This window comes from Streptomyces sp. NPDC000134, from assembly GCF_042899225.1.
Taxonomy (GTDB): domain Bacteria; phylum Actinomycetota; class Actinomycetes; order Streptomycetales; family Streptomycetaceae; genus Streptomyces.
The window spans coordinates 435,284-450,521 of record NZ_JBIAZN010000001.1 but is presented as its reverse complement, the minus strand read 5'-3'; the positions used below and the strand labels follow the sequence as shown (position 1 = coordinate 450,521).

14 protein-coding genes are annotated in these 15,238 nt (G+C 72.1%); 9 read left to right on the top strand and 5 right to left on the bottom strand.

The window, feature by feature from the left end; genetic code table 11:
* Nucleotides 1–350 precede the first annotated feature (350 nt).
* The gene (gene aceE, locus ACFY32_RS01960) at nt 351–3,083 is read left to right on the top strand and encodes a pyruvate dehydrogenase (acetyl-transferring), homodimeric type (RefSeq protein WP_390673176.1); all 2,733 of its coding nucleotides are present in this window, start codon (nt 351–353) and stop codon (nt 3,081–3,083) included.
* 175 nt (nt 3,084–3,258) lie between these two features.
* On the opposite strand, the gene ACFY32_RS01955 is transcribed toward aceE, so the two are convergent.
* Together ACFY32_RS01955 and ACFY32_RS01950 are read right to left on the bottom strand one after the other, a co-directional pair.
* Nucleotides 3,259–3,567, bottom strand: coding sequence for a small hydrophobic protein (locus ACFY32_RS01955; RefSeq protein WP_359191249.1), 309 nt, complete (start codon nt 3,565–3,567; stop codon nt 3,259–3,261).
* A gap of 123 nt (nt 3,568–3,690) precedes the next feature.
* A complete protein-coding gene (locus tag ACFY32_RS01950; protein WP_390673175.1) occupies nt 3,691–5,310 on the bottom strand; it encodes an MFS transporter in 1,620 nt (539 codons plus the stop codon).
* Between the two features lie 113 nt (nt 5,311–5,423).
* On the opposite strand from ACFY32_RS01950, the gene ACFY32_RS01945 reads away from it, so the two are divergent.
* From ACFY32_RS01945 to ACFY32_RS01935, 3 genes are all read left to right on the top strand, one after another.
* Nucleotides 5,424–6,128 (top strand): TetR family transcriptional regulator, encoded by a 705-nt coding sequence (locus ACFY32_RS01945; RefSeq protein WP_359191255.1) that lies wholly within the window; start codon nt 5,424–5,426, stop codon nt 6,126–6,128.
* A 65-nt stretch (nt 6,129–6,193) separates the two neighbouring features.
* Entirely contained in the window at nt 6,194–7,411 is a 1,218-nt protein-coding gene (locus ACFY32_RS01940) for an alpha/beta hydrolase (RefSeq protein WP_390673174.1), read from the top strand.
* A gap of 66 nt (nt 7,412–7,477) precedes the next feature.
* Nucleotides 7,478–8,329 carry a DUF4429 domain-containing protein gene (locus ACFY32_RS01935; protein WP_359191261.1) on the top strand — a complete coding sequence of 284 codons (852 nt, stop codon included), beginning with the start codon at nt 7,478–7,480 and terminating at the stop codon, nt 8,327–8,329.
* Between the two features lie 31 nt (nt 8,330–8,360).
* Here the strand turns inward: ACFY32_RS01935 and ACFY32_RS01930 are convergent, their stop codons facing one another.
* Together ACFY32_RS01930 and ACFY32_RS01925 are read right to left on the bottom strand one after the other, a co-directional pair.
* Nucleotides 8,361–9,380, bottom strand: a complete 1,020-nt coding sequence (locus tag ACFY32_RS01930) for an aldo/keto reductase (RefSeq protein ID WP_359191264.1) — start codon at nt 9,378–9,380, stop codon at nt 8,361–8,363.
* A complete protein-coding gene (locus ACFY32_RS01925) occupies nt 9,377–9,844 on the bottom strand; it encodes a MerR family transcriptional regulator (protein WP_359191267.1) in 468 nt (155 codons plus the stop codon). Before ACFY32_RS01925 ends, ACFY32_RS01930 begins: the two co-directional genes overlap by 4 nt.
* Nucleotides 9,845–9,941: 97 nt before the next feature.
* Between ACFY32_RS01925 and ACFY32_RS01920 the strand changes: the two genes are divergently transcribed.
* Both ACFY32_RS01920 and ACFY32_RS01915 read left to right on the top strand, forming a co-directional pair.
* Nucleotides 9,942–10,412, top strand: a complete 471-nt coding sequence (locus tag ACFY32_RS01920; RefSeq protein WP_359191270.1) for a GNAT family N-acetyltransferase — start codon at nt 9,942–9,944, stop codon at nt 10,410–10,412.
* Between the two features lie 19 nt (nt 10,413–10,431).
* A complete protein-coding gene (locus ACFY32_RS01915; RefSeq protein ID WP_359191273.1) occupies nt 10,432–11,250 on the top strand; it encodes a serine hydrolase domain-containing protein in 819 nt (272 codons plus the stop codon).
* Here the strand turns inward: ACFY32_RS01915 and ACFY32_RS01910 are convergent.
* A complete protein-coding gene (locus tag ACFY32_RS01910) occupies nt 11,219–11,905 on the bottom strand; it encodes a pirin family protein (protein WP_390673232.1) in 687 nt (228 codons plus the stop codon). The genes ACFY32_RS01915 and ACFY32_RS01910 overlap by 32 nt on opposite strands.
* Before the next feature lie 62 nt (nt 11,906–11,967).
* On the opposite strand from ACFY32_RS01910, the gene fasR reads away from it, so the two are divergent.
* From fasR to ACFY32_RS01895, 3 genes are all read left to right on the top strand, one after another.
* Complete coding sequence (gene fasR, locus ACFY32_RS01905) at nt 11,968–13,173, top strand: fatty acid biosynthesis transcriptional regulator FasR (RefSeq protein WP_359191276.1); 1,206 nt, start codon at nt 11,968–11,970, stop codon at nt 13,171–13,173.
* Nucleotides 13,174–13,262: 89 nt separating this feature from the next.
* The gene (locus ACFY32_RS01900; protein WP_390673173.1) at nt 13,263–14,177 is read left to right on the top strand and encodes an ACP S-malonyltransferase; all 915 of its coding nucleotides are present in this window, start codon (nt 13,263–13,265) and stop codon (nt 14,175–14,177) included.
* Between the two features lie 16 nt (nt 14,178–14,193).
* Nucleotides 14,194–15,195 carry a ketoacyl-ACP synthase III gene (locus tag ACFY32_RS01895; RefSeq protein WP_359191282.1) on the top strand — a complete coding sequence of 334 codons (1,002 nt, stop codon included), beginning with the start codon at nt 14,194–14,196 and terminating at the stop codon, nt 15,193–15,195.
* Nucleotides 15,196–15,238: the final 43 nt, after the last annotated feature.

Genomic DNA, 15,238 nt, shown 5'->3' with positions numbered 1-15,238 from the left:
TCATGTGATGGTGAAAGTCTCAGCCACGCGCGTGCGCGAAGCATTGGCCGTAGTCCACACGGGCGGGGCGGATCGCGCAAGTACCCGGCCTCCGGGACCGCCGAAACGGTGACGATCCGGGCCGTGTCGCCGCAACTTCAGGCATGCCGCACAAGACGAAGGTGACATACACCACACCTTTCTGCCCCGTTTGCGTACTTGGGAACCACGCAGGGGTACGAGATCCGCGTGAACGCGCACCGGACTCCGTGCGGGCAACCGGTTACTCCGGGGTAGAGATGACGTCCGCCCCCGTGAGGTACACGATGGGGAACGGTGCATCCATGGCCCTCTGACAGCGAAGGAACAGCGTGGCTTCCGCATCCGATCGCAACCCGATCATCATTGGCGGCCTTCCGAGTCAGGTTCCTGACTTCGACCCCGAGGAAACCCAGGAGTGGCTCGACTCCCTCGACGCCGCCGTCGACCAGCGCGGCCGGGAGCGGGCCCGCTACCTGATGCTGCGGCTGATCGAGCGGGCCCGTGAGAAGCGCGTGGCCGTGCCCGAGATGCGCAGCACGGACTACGTCAACACCATCGCCACCAAGAACGAGCCGTTCTTCCCCGGCAACGAGGAGATCGAACGGAAGATCCTCAACGCCACCCGCTGGAACGCCGCGGTGATGGTCTCCCGGGCCCAGCGCCCGGGGATCGGCGTCGGCGGCCACATCGCCACCTTCGCCTCCTCCGCCTCCCTCTACGACGTCGGCTTCAACCACTTCTTCCGCGGCAAGGACGACGGCGACGGCGGCGACCAGGTCTTCTTCCAGGGGCACGCCTCACCGGGCATCTACGCCCGCGCGTACCTGCTGGACCGGTTCGGCGAGCGGCACCTGGACGGCTTCCGGCAGGAGAAGTCCAAGGCGCCCTACGCGCTGTCCTCGTACCCGCACCCGCGCTCGATGCCGGACTTCTGGGAGTTCCCGACGGTGTCGATGGGGCTGGGCCCGATCGGCGCGATCTACCAGGCGCGGATGAACCGCTACCTGCACGCCCGCGGGATCGCGGACACCTCCCGGTCGCACGTGTGGGCGTTCCTCGGCGACGGCGAGATGGACGAGCCGGAGTCGCTCGGCCAGTTGTCCATCGCCGCCCGGGAGGGCCTGGACAACCTGACCTTCGTGGTCAACTGCAACCTCCAGCGGCTGGACGGCCCGGTGCGCGGCAACGGGAAGATCATCCAGGAGCTGGAGTCGGTCTTCCGGGGCGCCGGCTGGAACGTGATCAAGCTGGTGTGGGACCGCACCTGGGACCCGCTGCTCGCCCAGGACCGCGACGGTGTGCTGGTCAACAAGATGAACACCACGCCGGACGGCCAGTTCCAGACGTACGCCACCGAGTCCGGGGCGTACATCCGCGAGCACTTCTTCGGCGACGACCACCGGCTGCGCGCGATGGTCGAGAACATGACCGACGACCAGATCCTGCACCTGGGGCGCGGCGGGCACGACCACCGCAAGATCTACGCGGCGTACAAGGCGGCCCTGGAGCACAAGGGCCAGCCGACGGTGATCCTCGCCAAGACGATCAAGGGCTGGACGCTGGGCCCGAACTTCGAGGGCCGCAACGCCACCCACCAGATGAAGAAGCTGACGGTCGACGACCTCAAGCGGTTCCGCGACCGGCTGCACCTGCCGATCTCCGACCAGGAGCTGGAGTCCGGCCCGCCGCCGTACTACCACCCCGGCCGGGAGACCGAGGAGATGCAGTACATGCACGACCGCCGGCGGGCGCTCGGCGGGTACGTGCCGACCCGGGTGGTGCGGGCGAAGCCGCTGCCGCTGCCCGACGACAAGGCGTACGCGTCCGTGAAGCGGGGCTCCGGCCAGCAGTCCATCGCGACGACCATGGCCTTCGTCCGGCTGCTCAAGGACCTCATGCGGGACAAGGAGATCGGCAGGCGGTTCGTGCTGATCGCGCCGGACGAGTACCGGACGTTCGGCATGGACTCGTTCTTCCCGAGCGCGAAGATCTACAACCCGCTCGGCCAGCAGTACGAGTCCGTGGACCGGGATCTGCTGCTCGCCTACAAGGAGGCGCCGACCGGGCAGATGCTGCACGACGGGATCTCGGAGGCGGGCTGCACGGCCTCGCTGATCGCGGCGGGCTCGGCCTACGCCACGCACGGCGAACCGATGATCCCGGTCTACGTCTTCTACTCGATGTTCGGTTTCCAGCGCACCGGCGACCAGTTCTGGCAGATGGCCGACCAGTTGGCGCGGGGATTCGTCCTGGGGGCGACCGCGGGGCGTACGACGCTGACCGGTGAGGGGTTGCAGCACGCGGACGGGCACTCGCAGTTGCTCGCCTCGACCAACCCGGCGTGCGTGGCCTACGACCCGGCGTTCGGGTTCGAGATCGCGCACATCGTGAAGGACGGGCTGCGGCGGATGTACGGCCCGGACAGCGAGGACGTGTTCTATTACCTCACCGTCTACAACGAGCCGATCCGGCACCCCGCCGAGCCGGAGAACGTGGACGTGGAGGGCATCCTCAAGGGCGTCCACCGCTTCAGCGAGGGGACGGCCGGGTCGGTCCCGGCGCAGATCCTGGCGTCCGGGGTGGCGCTGCCGTGGGCGGTGGAGGCGCAGCGCGTCCTCGCCGAGGACTGGGACGTGCGGGCCGACGTGTGGTCGGCGACCTCCTGGAACGAGCTGCGGCGCGAGGCGGTGGCCTGCGAGGAGTACAACCTGCTGCATCCGGAGGAGGAGCAGCGGGTGCCCTACGTGACGCGGAAGCTGGCGGGGGCGAAGGGGCCGTTCGTGGCGGTGTCCGACTGGATGCGGGCGGTGCCGGACCAGATCGCCCGGTGGGTGCCGGGGACGTACCAGTCGCTGGGCGCGGACGGGTTCGGGTTCGCGGACACCCGGGGCGCGGCGCGGCGGTTCTTCCACATCGACGCGGAGTCGGTGGTGGTGGCGGTGCTGACGGAGCTGGCCCGGGAGGGCAAGGTGGACCGCTCGGTGCTGAAGCAGGCGGTGGACCGGTACCGGGTGCTGGACGTGACGGCGGCGGACCCGGGGGCCGCCGGCGGGGACGCGTAGCGCTCGCCCGGGACGACGGAGGGCGGCGGGGCTCCGGCTCCGCCGCCCTCCGGGGTTCCCGGCCCCGTCGCCCCGCGCGGTCTTCAGCCCGCCGCCCCTCGGGATTGTCGGGGCGGACATGGGTGGACCCCCGGCGGAAGTGTTCCGCGGGGGTCCGTCGCTCGGTCGGCCCGGGTCAGACGACTCCGCTGCCCCAGGTCGCCGCTCCGGCCAGCATCACGATGGCCAGGAGCGTGTCGATCGCGCCCAGTACGACGGCCACGACGGCCGGTACCGGGCGGGGGCCCGACCAGGTGCGGCCCATGGCCAGCCAGCCGCAGACGATCGCCGCCGGGCCGAGGATGATCCCCAGCACGAAGAATCCGGCGACCGCGCAGATGACTCCGACGATTCCGAGCGTCGCGCCGTCCGGCCCGCTCCGTGACCACGTCCGGCCATGTGAACGGGGGTTCCCGCGCGTGCCCTGTCCGAAGCTCGCCATCATCAACTCCCTGGACCCCTCGTCTGGTTGAGGGTCGGTTCGGGTTCGATGAGCGAGTACCCCCGATCGGGTGAACAATCCCGCCGGGCGCGCGCCCCGGAACGGCCCGGACGGCCCGACGGCCCGTCAGATGTGGCCGACGCCCGCGCCCGCCTCCGCGTTCTCACCGCGCTTGGTGAGGAAGGCGACCGCCACCGCGAGCACGGCGACCCCGGAGGCGACCAGCGAGGCCAGGCTCATGCCGGAGATGAACGTGTCGTGGGCGACGTCCGCGATCTTCGCGGCGATCGGCGCCGGCGTGCCCTCGGGCACCGGGGCGACGCCCTGCTGCACGGCCTGCGCCGTGAGGTCGAGCTGCGCCGGGTTCAGCGGCGGCAGTCCCGCGTCCGCCCAGTTGCCCGCGAGGTCGTTGTCGACCTTGGAGGCCATCACCGCGCCCAGCACGGCCGTACCGAGGCTGCCGCCGATCTGCATGGCCGCCTGCTGGAGACCGCCGGCCACACCGGACAGCTCCAGCGGGGCGTTGCCGACGATGACCTCGGTGGCGCCGACCATGACCGGCGCGAGGCCGAGGCCGAGCAGGGCGAACCAGATCGACATCGGCAGGCTGCCGGTGTCCGTCTCAAGCGTGGACATGCCGTACATGGCGATAGCGGTGAGGGCCATGCCGCCCGCCAGCGGGACGCGCGGGCCGACCTTGGTGATCATCGCGCCGGCCGCCGGGGAGCCGACGATCATCATGGCGGTGAGCGGCAGCAGGTGCAGACCGGCGTCGACCGGGCTCATGCCGTGCACGTTCTGCAGGTAGAAGGTGACGAAGAACAGGCCGCCCATGAAGGCGATGGCCATCAGGACCATCAGCACGACACCGGCCGACAGCGGCACCGAACGGAACATGGCCAGCGGGATCAGCGGCTCCTTCACCCGGGTCTCCCAGACGGAGAACAGGGCGAAGCCCACCAGGGACACCACGATGAACAGCCAGGTCTTGCCGTCGCCCCAGCCCCACTCCGGGGCCTTGATGAGCGCCCAGACCAGACAGAACATCGACGCCGAGAGCAGCACGATGCCGACGATGTCGAAGGAGCGCGGCGCGTTCTGCGCGCGGTGGTCGAGCAGGATCAGGACGCCGAGGATCAGGGCGAGGACACCGACCGGCACGTTGATGAAGAACACCGACTGCCAGTTGACGTGCTCCACGAGCACGCCGCCGAGGATCGGGCCGCCCGCGGTGGAGGCGCCGATGACCATGCCCCAGATACCGATGGCCATGTTGAGCTTCTCGGCCGGGAAGGTGGCCCGCAGCAGGCCGAGCGCGGCCGGCATCAGCAGCGCGCCGAACAGGCCCTGGAAGACCCGGAAGACGATGACCATCCCGATGCTGTCCGACAGCCCGATGGCCCCCGAGGAGGCGGCGAAGCCCGCCACGCCGATCAGGAAGGTCTGCCGGTGGCCGAAGCGGTCCCCGAGCTTGCCCGCGGTGATCAGGGAGACCGCGAGGGCGAGGAAGTACGCGTTGGTGATCCACTGCAGCTCGGACCAACTGGCGCCCAGGTCCTTGCCGATGGCCGGGTTGGCGATGGCCACGATGGTGCCGTCGAGGGCCACCATCATCACCCCGACCGCGACGGTTATGAGGGTGACCCAGGGGTGGCCGCGAAGCCCCGTGGCCGGCTTCGGGTCCGACGGACCGGACGGTGCCCCGTCCCCCGGTCCGGTCGTGTCGATGGTGGTCTGACTAGTCATGTTTTCGAGGCTAGTGACAGCCACTGACAATTGACAAACCAATTCACAAGTCGGTAACTGACACGTCACCCCCACCTATCCTGAACTGGGGAAACAGTGGGAGGAGACCCTTGGTGACCTCAGCGGAAACACCGGTGGCGGCCACGGCGGCGCCCCCGCCCGGCCTGCGCGAACGCAAGAAGCGGCGCACCAGGGACGCCCTGTTGCGCGCCGCCCTGGAACTCTTCACCGAGCGGGGCTACGAGCGGACCACCGTCGACGACATCGCCGCCGCCGTCGACGTCTCGCAGCGCACGTTCTTCCGCTACTTCGCCAGCAAGGAGGAGGCCGCCTTCTTCGTGGGGCGGCTCGCGGAGTCCCGGTTCGTCGAGGCGGTGCGCGAGCGGCCGCCCGAGGAGGCGCCGCTGGACGCGCTGCGCCGGGCCCTGGCGGAGAGCTGGGACGGGATAGGAGAGGCCGTCGAACGGGTGGTCCCGCTCGATCTGCACCTGCGCTTCTACCAGGTGATCGAGTCGACCCCGGCGCTGCTCGCCGCCCATCTGCGGCGCGCGACCGAACTGGAGGAGCGGATCGCGCGGATCATCGCCGAGCGCGAGGGCCTCGACGTGGACAGCGATCCGCGGCCCCGGGTGGTGGTCGCCGTGTTCGGCGCGGTGGTACGGGTCACCGAGCGGATCTGGTCGGTGCGCGACGACGCCAGCCTGGCCGCGCTGCGCGAGGTGACGGCCGCCCACCTCGATCAGGTGGAGCCCGCGCTGAGCGGGAACTGGCGGACGGAACTGACCCACCCGGGGCGTGTCGATCCCCGTACCGCGTGATCCAAACGTGATCCGCGTCACTTGGTTCACGCGAGACCGTCCCGTTCTCCTAGTGTGTCCTCCCAGTGACTTCTTTCGACACCTCCCCGCAACTGAACGTCTGGCGCATGTCCCTCGCGCTGACCGTGGTGTTCGTGATGCTGGCGACCACCGGCTGGACCGCGCTGCGCGGCCAGCGGGAGCGCACGGCGCTCCAGGCGTCGGCCGCCGCCTGGGAGCGCGGCCGGATCGGCGGCCGGGACCTGCCGGACCTCGGCTCCGGGCCCGCGAAGCTCGCCCGCTTCTTCGCCTCCCTGACCGAGGGGCAGCGGACCCGCCTCGCCCGCCGCTACCCGCTGACGGTCGGCAACCTCGGCGGCGCGCCCGTCGCCCTGCGCTACCGGGCCAACCGGGCCGCGCTGCGCGCCGCCCGCGCGGCGGAGCGGCGGCGGACGCACGACAGCCGCCTCTCCCCCGCCGGCCAGCACGAGGCGCGGCGGCGGACGCACCGCTACACCTCGCTGCTGGACCACCGCCGCCACATCCTCGCCTTCGACCCGGCCGGCTCCGGCCGGGTCGCCGAGGTCTTCGGCGACCTCGGGCGCGCCGAGCGGGTCTCCGTCGTCGTCCCCGGCTCCGACACCGATCTGCTCACCTTCCAGCGCTCCGAGCGGGTCCACTCGGCGCCCGTCGGCATGGCCCGCGCCCTGTACCGCGCCGAGCGGGCGGCGAGCCCTTCGACGCGTACGGCCGTGATCGCCTGGGCCGACTACACCGCGCCCAGCGGGCTCGGCGTGGACGCCGCGACGGCGACCCTCGCGGCGGCCGGCGCCATCCGGCTGACCGCGCTGGTGCGGGCGCTGCCCGGCGGCTCGCCCGTCTCGCTGTTCTGCCACTCCTACGGCTCGGTGGTCTGCGGACTGGCCGCCCGGAGGCTGCCCGGCCGGGTCGTCGACATAGCGGTGGCCGGCAGCCCCGGGATGCGCGCCGAGAAGGCCGCCGAGCTGCGCACCCCGGCCCGGGTGTGGGCGATGCGGGACGCCGACGACTGGATTCAGGACGTACCGCACCTGGAGTGGGGCGGGCTCGGGCACGGTGCCGATCCGGTGTCCGCCGCGTTCGGCGCGCGGGTGCTGTCGGCGGGCGGTGCCGAGGGGCACAGCGGCTACTTCGTACCGGGCACGGAGAGCCTCGCGAACTTCGCGGAGATCGGGGTCGGCGCATACCGTTCGGTGGACTGCGCCCGTCGAGACGATGGCTGCCGGGCGGGTTTGTCCGCGACGGCGGAGGCCGGACGCGCGTAGAGGGAGCGGAAACCTCGGTGCGCGCGGGGAGGGACGCGAAGGCTCGTGCCGCATACGATGAGCCGCATGGGTGACGTACTGGCCGGATCGCATGCCGCCTGGGAGTTCGGCTCGGACTCCGTGCTCATCCGCTACGAACGGGGGCTGCGCACGCCGAGGCTCTTCCAGGTGCTGGGGGAACGCCGGATACCCGTCGAGGCGATCGCCGGGGTGACGCTGACGCCCGGCCGGCGCGGCACCGTGGTCCTGCGGCTCGAACCGCGCCCCGGCGCCGACCCGTTGACGGAGGCGGCGGCCGGACAGCTCAAGGAGTCCTGCGACCCGTACCGGCTGGTGCTGCCCGCCGAGTGCGGGACGCTCGCCGAGCACTGCGCCGACGAGCTGCGCGGACGGCTGCCCGACGCGGGGGCCGGTCCCGCCGGACGGCACCTGGTGGCGGCGCCGGAGCCGCCGTTGCAGTTCAAGGCGTACGACGCGAAGGCGTCCTTCGACGGGACGTCGGTGTCGTTCCGCTGGTTCTGGACGGGGGCGTCGTCGGCGAAGTGGAAGGCCGGCGACCAGACGTTCCCGGTCGCCGGCCTCAGCGGGGTGGAGTGGCGCTCGCCGGAGGTGACGGAGGGGTACCTGCGGCTCCAGCGGCGCGAGGAGGTGGCGGCGGGGGTGCCGGTGGACCAGGACCCGGCCTGCGTGGTGTTCGGGCTGGGGTACGGGGCGGTGCACGAGTCCCTGCCCTTCGCGGCGGCGGTCCTTTCCGCGGTGCGGGCCGCCGGGGGCGCCGCCGTGCCGGTCGCCGTGGTGCGGCGCGACCCGGCGGACATCGCCGAGCGCATCCGGCATCTCGGGGAGCTGCATCGGGCGGGACTCGTGACCGACGAGGAGTTCTCCGTCAAGAAGGCGGAGTTGCTGGCGGAGCTTTAGCCACGGGTGCGTCGCGGCCGGCCGGGCGCGCTCACTCCTCCCGGCCCGCGGAGGTGAACGCCATGTCCGCGTAGCGGTCGCCCGCCACCTTCGCGGCGATCGCGTTCAGGGTCGCCAGTTCGTCGCCCGTCAGGGTGATGGCCGTCGCCGCCGTGTTCTCCTCCACCCGGGTGGGCTTGCGGGTGCCGGGGATGGGGACCACCTGGAGGTTGTGCACCTCGGACTGGAGGTGGACCCAGGCCAGCGCGATCTGGGCCGAGGTGGCGTCGTGGGCGGTGGCGATGTCCCGGATGGAGGCCAGCAGGGCCGCGTTCCGGGCGGCGTTGTCGCCGGTGAAGCGGGGCTGCTGACGGCGGAAGTCGTCGGGGGTGAGGTCCTGCTCCGCGTCGGCGAAGGAACCGGTGAGGAAGCCCCGGCCGAGCGGCGAGTACGGGACCAGGGCGACGCCCAGCTCCCGGGCGGCCGGCACCACGCGGGCCTCGATGTCCCGGCTGAACAGCGACCACTCCGACTGCACGGCGGCGATGGGGTGGACCTGGTGCGCCGCGCGGAGTTCCTCGGCGGTGACCTCGCTGAGCCCGAGGTGCTTGATCTTGCCCTCGCGGACCAGGTCGGCCATGGTGCCGACGGTCTCCTCGATCGGCACCCGCACATCGCGGCGGTGCATGTAGTAGAGGTCGATGACGTCGACGCCCAGGCGCCGGAGGCTGGCCTCGACGGCCTGGCGGATGTACGGCGGGTCGTTGCGGATGATCCGCCGGGTCGGGTCGTCCGGCGGGATGGACAGGGCGAACTTGGTCGCGATGACGACCTCGTCGCGGTGGGCCTCGAAGAAGGGGGCCAGGAAGCGCTCGTTCTCGCCGGCGCCGTAGGCGTCCGCCGTGTCGTAGAGGGTGACGCCCAGTTCCAGCGCCCGTTCCAGGGTCGCCCGGGAGGCGTCGGTGTCCGTGGGGCCGTAGGCGAAGCTCATGCCCATGCAGCCCAGGCCCTGGACGCCCACCTCGGGGCCGTTCGCGCCCAGTGCCGTCGTGGGGATCGTGCCGTGCGTCATCGGGACCTCTCCGACGCCAGGGCCCGCCCGGCGTCCGCATAGAAATCGATCTTCCGGTCGAGCACGGCGAGCGTGCCCTGGAGTTCGGCGATCCGGGCCTGGACGTCCTCGCGGGTCGCCTTCAGCAGCTCGAACCGCTCGGCGTAGGTATGGTCGCCCGCCCGCACCAGCTCCGCGTACCGGACCATGTCGGCGACCGGCATGCCGGTGAGCCGGAGCTTGCCGACCAGGGCGAGCCAGTCCAGGTCGCGGTTGCGGTAGCGGCGCTGCCCGGTGTGCGAGCGGTCGATGTGCGGCATCAGCCCGATCCGCTCGTACCAGCGCAGGGTGTGCGCGGAGAGGCCGGTCAGGGCGACGACCTCGCTGATCGTGTACATGTCCTGCCCGTCGGGGCGCCGGTCGCCCTGCGGCGGCCCGGCACAGGTGTCCGCTGTCCGGGTGGCCGTGGTCTCCATCACCGTCATGACCCTTACGCTAGGACCTTGGAGTGCGCTCCAAGCAAGCGGAACGGGCAAGAAATCCGGACGACAGGCGGCGGAGCCGGATACTAGCGTGCGCCGCATGATCGAAGTACGCCGCGCTCTGCCCGAGGACGTGGGGGAAGTACTGCGTCTGCGTCAGGTGATGCTCGACGCGATGGCCCCCGCGCCCACGTCCGCCGACTGGCACGCCGAGTCGCTGCCGGGCCTGCGCGCCCGGCTGGCCGAGCCGGACGGCGACTTCGCCGCGTTCGTCGTCGACCGGCCCGAGCGGCCGGGGACGCTGGCCGCGCTGGCCGTGGGGACCCTGGAGTACCGGATCGGGCGGTCCGGCAATCCGCACGGCCTGGTCGGATACGTGTTCAGCGTCGCCACCGACCCCGGCGCCCGGCGCCGCGGGTACGCGCGGGCGTGCGTGGCGGAGCTGCTCGGCTGGTTCCGCGAGCGGGGCGCCGGACACGTCATGCTCACCGCCAGCGCGGAGGCCGAGCCGCTCTACGCCTCCCTCGGCTTCACCCGCGACACCGACCCCTCGATGCGGCTGTACCTCTAGGCCGCTTAGGCTCGCGGGCATGTCCTTGAACAGCCTCGCGTCGATCGAGAACTGGCCGGTCCCCACCGCCGCGGCGGGTGCCGTACGGGCGGACGGCACCGTCCTCGGCACCCACGGCCCCGTCGGCCGGCGGTTCCCGTTGGCCTCGGTCACCAAGCCGCTCGCCGCCTACGCGGCCCTCGTCGCGTACGAGGAGGGCGCCGTCGAGCTGGACGAGCCCGCCGGTCCGCCCGGCTCGACGGTCCGGCACCTGCTCGCCCACACCTCCGGGCTGGCCTTCGACGAGCACCGGGTGACGGCCCCGCCCGGGGAGCGGCGGCTGTACTCCAACGCCGGGTTCGAGCAGCTCGGCGACCACATCGCGAAGGCGGCCGGGATGCCCTTCGCCGAGTACGCGCGGCAGGCGGTCCTCGAGCCGCTCGGCATGACGTCCACGGCCCTCGACGGCTCCCCCGCCAAGGACGGCGTCTCCACCGTCGAGGACCTGCTGCGGTTCGCCGCCGAGGTGCAGGCGCCGCGCCTGCTCGACCCGCGCACGGTCGCCGGGGCGATGACCGTGCAGTACCCGGGGACGAAGGGCGTGCTGCCGGGGTACGGGCACCAGAACCCCAACGACTGGGGGCTCGGCTTCGAGATCCGCGACGGCAAGTCCCCGCACTGGACGGGCACTTCGTCCTCCCCGCGCACCTTCGGGCACTTCGGGCAGTCGGGTACGTTCCTGTGGATCGACCCCGACGCGGGGCTCGCCTGCGTGGCCCTGACCGACCGGGCGTTCGGCCCCTGGGCCGTCGAGGCGTGGCCGCCCTTCACTGAGGCGGTGCTGGCCGAGGCCCGTTAGCGCCGGCCATCTCCCACAGCAGCACCTCGGTGCCGTCGTCCGCGCCGGCCGCCGCCACGCCCTCGGTGCCGGTCAGCCGCGCCGCGTCGCCGGGGCCCAGGACGGTGCCGTCCAGGCCGACGGCACCGCGGACGACGTGCAGGTACACGTACGCGGCGTCCGGCACCGCCGTCCGCTCCCCCGCCGCCAGCCGGCGTACGTGCAGCATCGCGCCGGCCTCGGGGACGGCGTACGGGGTGGAGTCGGCGATGCCGCGGACGATCTCGTAGGCCGGGTCGCCGCCCGGCTCGCGCGGGGCCAGCCACATCTGCACGAAGGTCAGCGGGGCGTCCCCGGCGTTGCGCTCCACGTGCCGCACCCCGCCGGCCGCGCTGAGCCGCTGCACGTCCCCGGCGCGGACCACCGTCTCGTGCCCGGCGCTGTCCCGGTGGGTCAGCTCGCCCTCGGCCACCCAGGTGACGATCTCGGTGTGGCTGTGCGGGTGCTCGTCGAACCCGGCCCCGGGCGCCAACCGCTCCTCGTTGCAGGCGATCAGCGCCCCGAACCGCAGGTTGTCCGGGTCGTAGTGCGGGCCGAACGAGAAGGCGTGCCACGACTCGATCCCGGCCTCCCGGTCGCCTCCTGGATAGCGCTCCCCGGCGCGGCGTACGTCCATCACGCGGTCCACCGTAGACCCGGGGGAACGTCTCTCCGGCCCGATGAGGCACCCTTGGTGCCGTGCCCGAACCCGAAACCAGCAATGCCCAGCCCCCCGCTCGTGACGCACACGCGCATACCGCGACGTTGAAGCGGCTGGAGAAGTCGTCGGGGTCGCTCGCCGCGCAGGCGATCGCGCGGATGGACGAGACGCTGCCCTGGTACCGGGCGATGCCCCCGGAGAACCGTTCCTGGATCGGGCTGGTCGCCCAGGCGGGCATCGCCGCGTTCACCGAGTGGTTCCGGCAGCCGGACGCCCCGCAGGCGATCTCCACGGACGTCTTCGGCACGGCGCCGCGCGAGCTGACCCGGGCGATCACGCTGCGCCAGACCGTGGAGATGGTGCGGACCACCATCGAGGTCATGGAGTCCGCGATCGACGAGGTCGCGGCCCCCGGCGACGAGTCGGTGCTGCGCGAGGCGCTGCTCGTGTACGCGCGGGAGATCGCCTTCGCCACCGCCCAGGTGTACGCGCAGGCCGCCGAGGCACGCGGTGCCTGGGACGCGCGGCTGGAGTCGCTGGTGGTGAACGCGGTGCTCAGCGGCGAGGCCGACGAGGGCGCCGTGTCGCGCGCCGCCGCGCTCGGCTGGAACTCGCCCGAGCACGTCTGCGTGGTGCTCGGCACCGCCCCGGACGGGGACTCCGAGCTGACCGTGGAGGCCATCCGGCGCGCGGCCCGGTACGCCAAGCTGCAGGTCCTCACGGGTGTGCTGGGCAGCCGGCTGGTGGTCATCGCGGGCGGCAGCGACAATCCGCTCGCCGTCGCCAAGTCGCTGATCGGGCCGTTCGCCCAGGGGCCGGTGGTCGCCGGGCCGGTGGTGCCGGACCTGCGGGCCGCGACCCGGTCCGCGCAGGCCGCCGCCGCCGGGCTGAAGGCGTGCACGGCGTGGCAGGACGCCCCGCGCCCGGTGCTGGCGGACGATCTCCTTCCGGAGCGCGCGATGGCGGGTGACCCCTCCGCCCGGCAGCAGTTGGTGGAGGAGATCTACAGACCGTTGGAGGAGGCCGGGGCAGCGCTCCTGGAGACGCTCAGCGTCTATCTGGAACAGGCGAGCAGTCTCGAAGGGGCCGCCCGGATGCTCTTCGTCCACCCCAACACCGTGCGCTACCGGCTCCGACGTGTGACTGACGTCACCGGATGGTCGCCCTCCGATGTGCGGTCGGCGTTCACCCTGCGCATCGCGCTCATCCTGGGGCGTCTGGCCGATGGAGATCAGCAGACCTAGCCTTTTGTAGAAGGTCTACAAAACCCCCTCCCGTTCTTCGTCCCTGTCCCCACGGGCGGCCGCGCCCGTAACCAAGAGAGAGTGTGAGAGTGCTCGTACTCGTCGCTCCCGGCCAGGGCGCCCAGACGCCCGGCTTCCTGACTGACTGGCTGCAACTGCCCGGTGCCGCGGACCGCGTCGCCGCGTGGTCGGACGCCATCGGCCTCGACCTCGCCCACTACGGCACCGAGGCCGACGCCGACGCGATCCGTGACACGGCCGTCGCCCAGCCGCTGCTCGTCGCCGCGGGCCTGCTGTCCGCCTCGGCACTGGGTGCCGTCGCGCCGGGTGCCGTCGCGGGCCACAGCGTCGGCGAGATCACCGCCGCCGCCTTCGCGGGCGTCCTCGACGACACCGCCGCGCTGACCCTGGTGCGCAAGCGGGGCCTGGCCATGGCCGAGGCCGCGGCGGTGACCGAGACCGGCATGTCGGCGCTGCTCGGCGGCGACCCCGAGGTGAGCGTCGCGCACCTGGAGCGGCTCGGCCTGACCCCGGCCAACGTCAACGGCGCCGGGCAGATCGTCGCCGCCGGCACGTTGGAGCAGCTCGCCGCGCTGGCCGAGGACAAGCCCGAGGGCGTCCGCAAGATCGTCCCGCTCAAGGTCGCCGGCGCCTTCCACACGTCCCACATGGCGCCCGCCGTGGAGACGCTGGCCCGCGCCGCCAAGGAACTGTCGCCCGCCGACCCGGACGTGACGTACGTCTCCAACAAGGACGGACAGGTTGTCGGCTCCGGCGCCGAGGTACTCGACCGGCTGGTCGGCCAGGTCGCGAACCCGGTCCGCTGGGACCTGTGCATGGAGACGTTCAAGCGTCTGGGCGTCACGGCCCTGATCGAGGTGTGCCCCGGCGGCACGCTGACCGGGCTGGCCAAGCGCGCGCTGCCCGGCGTGAAGACGCTGGCCCTCAAGTCCCCCGCCGACCTCGACGCCGCTCGCGACCTGGTCGCCGAGCACGGTGTCTGAGAAGGAGCCCGACAGCATGTCGAAGATCAAGCCGAGCAAGGGCGCCCCGTACGCGCGCATCCTCGGGGTCGGCGGTTACCGTCCGACCCGGGTCGTGCCCAACGAGGTGATCCTGGAGAAGATCGACTCCTCGGACGAGTGGATCCGCTCCCGCTCCGGCATCGAGACCCGGCACTGGGCCTCGCCGGAGGAGACCGTCGCCGCGATGTCCATCGAGGCGTCCGGCAAGGCGCTCGCGGACGCCGGGATCGACGCGGCGCAGATCGGCGCCGTGGTCGTCTCGACCGTGTCGCACTTCGCCCAGACCCCGGCCATCGCCACCGAGATCGCCGACAAGCTGGGCACGGACAAGGCCGCCGCGTTCGACATCTCGGCGGGCTGCGCGGGCTTCGGCTACGGTCTGACGCTGGCCAAGGGCATGATCGTCGAGGGCTCGGCGCAGTACGTGCTCGTGATCGGCGTGGAGCGGCTCTCGGACCTGACCGACCTGGAGGACCGGGCCACCGCGTTCCTCTTCGGGGACGGCGCGGGCGCGGTCGTCGTCGGCCCGTCCCAGGAGCCCGCGATCGGCCCGACCGTGTGGGGCTCCGAGGGCGACAAGGCCGACACGATCAAGCAGACGGTGTCCTGGCAGACGTACGCGGCCGAGGGCCACACGAAGTTTCCTGCGATCACGCAGGAGGGCCAGGCGGTGTTCCGCTGGGCCGTGTTCGAGATGGCGAAGGTCGCCCAGCAGGCGCTGGACGCGGCCGGAATCACCCCGGACGAGCTGGACGTCTTCATCCCGCACCAGGCCAACGTGCGGATCATCGACTCGATGGTGAAGACGCTGAAGCTGCCGGAGCACGTCACGGTCGCCCGTGACATCCGCACCACCGGCAACACCTCGGCCGCCTCGATCCCGCTCGCGATGGAGCGGCTCCTGGCGACCGGCGAGGCGAAGAGCGGCGACACCGCACTCGTCATCGGCTTCGGGGCGGGTCTCGTGTACGCCGCGACGGTCGTTACCCTCCCCTAGGCACTCCGTGCCGGATCATGCGGTCCGGAGCGGACACACCGCC

Excerpts from the sequence above, each read along its gene's own strand:
- ACFY32_RS01930 (WP_359191264.1), bottom strand. The coding sequence starts at position 9,380 with ATGACGCACGGCACGATCCCCACGACGGCACTGGGCGCGAACGGCCCC.
- ACFY32_RS01925 (WP_359191267.1), bottom strand. The coding sequence starts at position 9,844 with ATGACGGTGATGGAGACCACGGCCACCCGGACAGCGGACACCTGTGCC.
- ACFY32_RS01955 (WP_359191249.1), bottom strand. The coding sequence starts at position 3,567 with ATGATGGCGAGCTTCGGACAGGGCACGCGCGGGAACCCCCGTTCACAT.
- ACFY32_RS01920 (WP_359191270.1), top strand. The coding sequence starts at position 9,942 with ATGATCGAAGTACGCCGCGCTCTGCCCGAGGACGTGGGGGAAGTACTG.
- ACFY32_RS01910 (WP_390673232.1), bottom strand. The coding sequence starts at position 11,905 with ATGGACGTACGCCGCGCCGGGGAGCGCTATCCAGGAGGCGACCGGGAG.
- ACFY32_RS01915 (WP_359191273.1), top strand. The coding sequence starts at position 10,432 with ATGTCCTTGAACAGCCTCGCGTCGATCGAGAACTGGCCGGTCCCCACC.
- ACFY32_RS01895 (WP_359191282.1), top strand. The coding sequence starts at position 14,194 with ATGTCGAAGATCAAGCCGAGCAAGGGCGCCCCGTACGCGCGCATCCTC.
- ACFY32_RS01935 (WP_359191261.1), top strand. The coding sequence starts at position 7,478 with ATGGGTGACGTACTGGCCGGATCGCATGCCGCCTGGGAGTTCGGCTCG.
- ACFY32_RS01950 (WP_390673175.1), bottom strand. The coding sequence starts at position 5,310 with ATGACTAGTCAGACCACCATCGACACGACCGGACCGGGGGACGGGGCA.